Annotated in this window: 1 protein-coding gene; it reads right to left on the reverse strand. The window is 52.5% G+C overall.

Translation table 11 applies throughout. The features are described from left to right. Positions 1–190 precede the first annotated feature (190 nt). Entirely contained in the window at positions 191–3250 is a 3060-nt protein-coding gene (locus HK24_RS09795; protein WP_086634331.1) for a TonB-dependent siderophore receptor, read from the reverse strand. Positions 3251–3405 lie beyond the last annotated feature (155 nt).

Genomic DNA, 3405 nt, shown 5'->3' on the forward strand with positions numbered 1-3405 from the left:
AACCGTCAATCAAATCGCCAAAAGCCTTAAATCGCGAGCCAAGCGCATCAACCAACGGTTCTTCGATCCCTCCATCTGCGACGCCACATCGAAGAAAGCTGCGGAATAGTAATTTACTCGTCCGCAGGCAGTCTATTGAATTTCCCTAAATCATCGGAAATTTGAAACTACAATAGATGGGTATCAAGGACTACAGCGTAACGTTTACACCAAACTGGAATGAACGCATGACAACGCCATTTTGAGCCCAGGAAGAGTTATAAAGATAGCCGCCATATGTACCGAAGTCATACGGTGCTCGGAAGCCAAGAAGATTGTAGACGTTCGCGTAAATATTCCAGCGACGGTTCACCTGATAGTTGACCGTCAGATCAACATCCCAGAAACCTTTTACATGACACTGGGAGGGATAATACGCACTGTTGGAGATTACGTTAGCGCAACCGCCGCTTGTGCCAGCTCCGGAATAGTCGTCCGCAGTCAAGCGATAACCACTTGTGTAATATACGGTCGGTGTGACGGAGAGCCCTTTCCACATGAAAGTGTTGGCCCAGTTCGCGCGCCAGCGTGGTGTTCCTGAAGAAGAAACTGCACTGTAAGGGCCAAGTGTTCCTGCAAAGCGCTCTACACCGCCACCTGATGAAGCAGGCAGATAGATATTGTAACGATGGACAAAAGTCGCTTCGCCCTTACTTACCCAGAGAACGTCATGGAGAGGGCCGGGAAGGTGCTTCTGTGCCTGGATTTTCAGGTCAAAACCATCCGTGATCAGCTTCTTCGTGTTAACGTAGCCAAGGTTGATCAAGCCAGGGCGTAGCTGTCCACTTGGGTTCTGCGTGTCAGCAACGTCAGGGGTGACGGTTACGCCGCTTGGGAGAGCATTTCCCTCTAGATAGTCGGTCGCCATAGCAGCGACACCATAGGGATTAGGCGCAATATAGTGGTTTTTGCGAATATAGTAGTAATCCGCACTGATTGTCAGCCAGTCCGTTGGCTTGAATACTGGTCCCCCTGAGAACCCAGTCGATGTTTCTGGACGAAGATTTGGATTGCCAGACGTATTTTCACCGATTGAGTAGGGCTGGGCGTAGGTATTGGCTGAGCCGTCAGCACTCCGATGCTGATTGACGAAAGATGTGACAGCAGACGGATCATAGGTCACGTAACCGACATTCGAGCCACCGGTTTCAGAGAAACTTGGAACTCGGAAACCTTGGTTGAATGTTCCCTTAAGGGTCAGCATTTTCGTTGGTTTGAACTGGAGGCCCACTTTGGGGGAAAAGTGGTGGAAGCTGTTGCCCGTGCTTTCGTTGTAATTGTCGTAACGGCCCGAGACGTCCACATTGACCATTTTATGGAATGGTAAGCCGACTTCAAAGAAACCGGATTCAACCCAACGACTTCCTTTTGCATTCACGGGATTGATTGTGCCAACGTACTGTGCTCCAGGATCCGCAATATTTAGCGGATTGGCCGACGGATCGTTCAATGCCTCATGGCGGAAATTGGCGCCAATTGCGAGGTTGGCCGTGCCACCCGGAAGCTTGAAAAGACCTTTGTTGGCTGTCAGATTCCCAGAATATTCAGATGTTGTGGCTGTAATAACACTCCGGGGAGCCAGCGCGTTTAGAACGGCCTGTGAGTTTTGCGAAGGATCGACGAAGTTATAGTCGCCGCTTGTAATCGCGTTCTCAAGACTGTTGATTGTGGGGACGCCCGTGATGGTCTGGGTCAGGCGTGTCGCCATGCCTACGAAATCGGCATTATAATGCCAGTCTGAACCCCAGTCAGAGGGCTCCCAGCCTGCGTAGCGAACGGACCCGCGGAAGTTCTGATTAAACTCTGTTGTGGTCGGGAGAAGGTCTGCAAAACGGTAATCGACCTCTGCGGCCTTGCCTTCGGCAGCGAACGGATCGTTAGGGTTGAGCTGTCCGTTTGGAAGATAAGCAGGAATTGGCGTGCTAAGCGTGTTTGCCAACTCAGCCTGACTGTAAGTTCTTGTGGTTGTTGGTGTCCCAGTAACAGTTGTCATGGCCTGTGAGTAATTGAACATGGCCACGAGCTGGGAACGCGGTGTCACGTTCACCGTAAGATGCGCGGTGGCATTGATACGGCGAATGTCTGGCGCCACCTGAGCATAACGCTGCGAATTCATGGTGCAGGTCTGGCTTTTACCATTATCGCCGCTCACGACACTACCAGTAACAACCGATCCAAAAGAGCCGCATCCAGCAGAAGGATTCAGAAGCTGCCACGCCCCTGTTCCGCTGTTTGCTCCATCGCTACGTCGGACGATAGCCGCAGGCGTTACACCGAAAGGACTGATCGTTCCATCCGGGAGCAGGGTGTTATAGTTGGCGTTTCCACCTCCAATACCTGTCAGGTCGCCACTATTGTATGGAGACTGAAGCTGACGGTAGTAGAGAGGGTCATCCTGCTGATATTCTGAGTTGATATAGAAATTGTATCCATCACGGTGCAGATCGCCGTGGCCATATGTTGCCCACAGCCGCTGATGACCGGCATCGCCACGCTGGGACAAGCCGCCCTCAGCATTTCCCTCAACGCCTTGAATTTCCTTGCGTGTCACCATGTTGACGACGCCTGCGACAGCGTCTGCACCGTAGGTCGCGGAGCCACCATCTTCAAGAACATCGACCGTTTGCATGATCGACATCGGGATCCAGTTGGTATCGACGAAATTGCGCTCGCCATCGTCAGCAAGGCCGTAATAGGCGAGGCGCTGACCGTCGATGAGCGTCAAAGTTGAGTCGGTAGAGAGGCCACGAAGCGACGGAGCGGAACCACCAGTTGCGAAACCACCACCAGCAGACCAGCCGTTTGTCAGATTGCCTGCGCCATTCGTTGACAGGGACTGGAGCACGTCGGTCACTGTCTTGAGACCGCGCCGCTGCATGTCCATTCGGGTGATGTGTTCAATCGGCGACGCATTGGTCGCGTTTGGATCACTGAAGAGCGTTCCTGTTACAACAACGTTCTCTTCTCTGGACCGAGGGGCGGCTCCTTGTGCCTTCGCATCAGCAATGACGCGCCTGTTGGCAGCGTTGTCAGTCGTTATTGCGGAGCCTGCCGGGGCTTCGGCATCAGAGGGTTTGATTGTTTGTGTGGGTGTTTTTTTCTTGTTGGCACTCTTGCCGCGATGATGAGGGGCAACAACGGCTGGATTTTGGTTTCCAGCAGTGCCTGTGCCCTGGCTGACAGTCTGTGCTTTTGACGCACCCGCGTACATAGAGGTGGAGGGTTCGAAAAACCCTCTGGTATTGAGGTTTGCTCTGTGATTCCATTTTCCTTGCGTTGATTGGAGTATGGATCATGAAGCAGCCGGGTTTCTTTGATGTTGAAGAGCGGCTTGCTCGATTGAGCGGACTTGGTGATCAGCTCGAA

It is taken from the genome of Gluconobacter sp. DsW_058 (assembly GCF_002153615.1).
Taxonomy (GTDB): domain Bacteria; phylum Pseudomonadota; class Alphaproteobacteria; order Acetobacterales; family Acetobacteraceae; genus Gluconobacter; species Gluconobacter cerinus.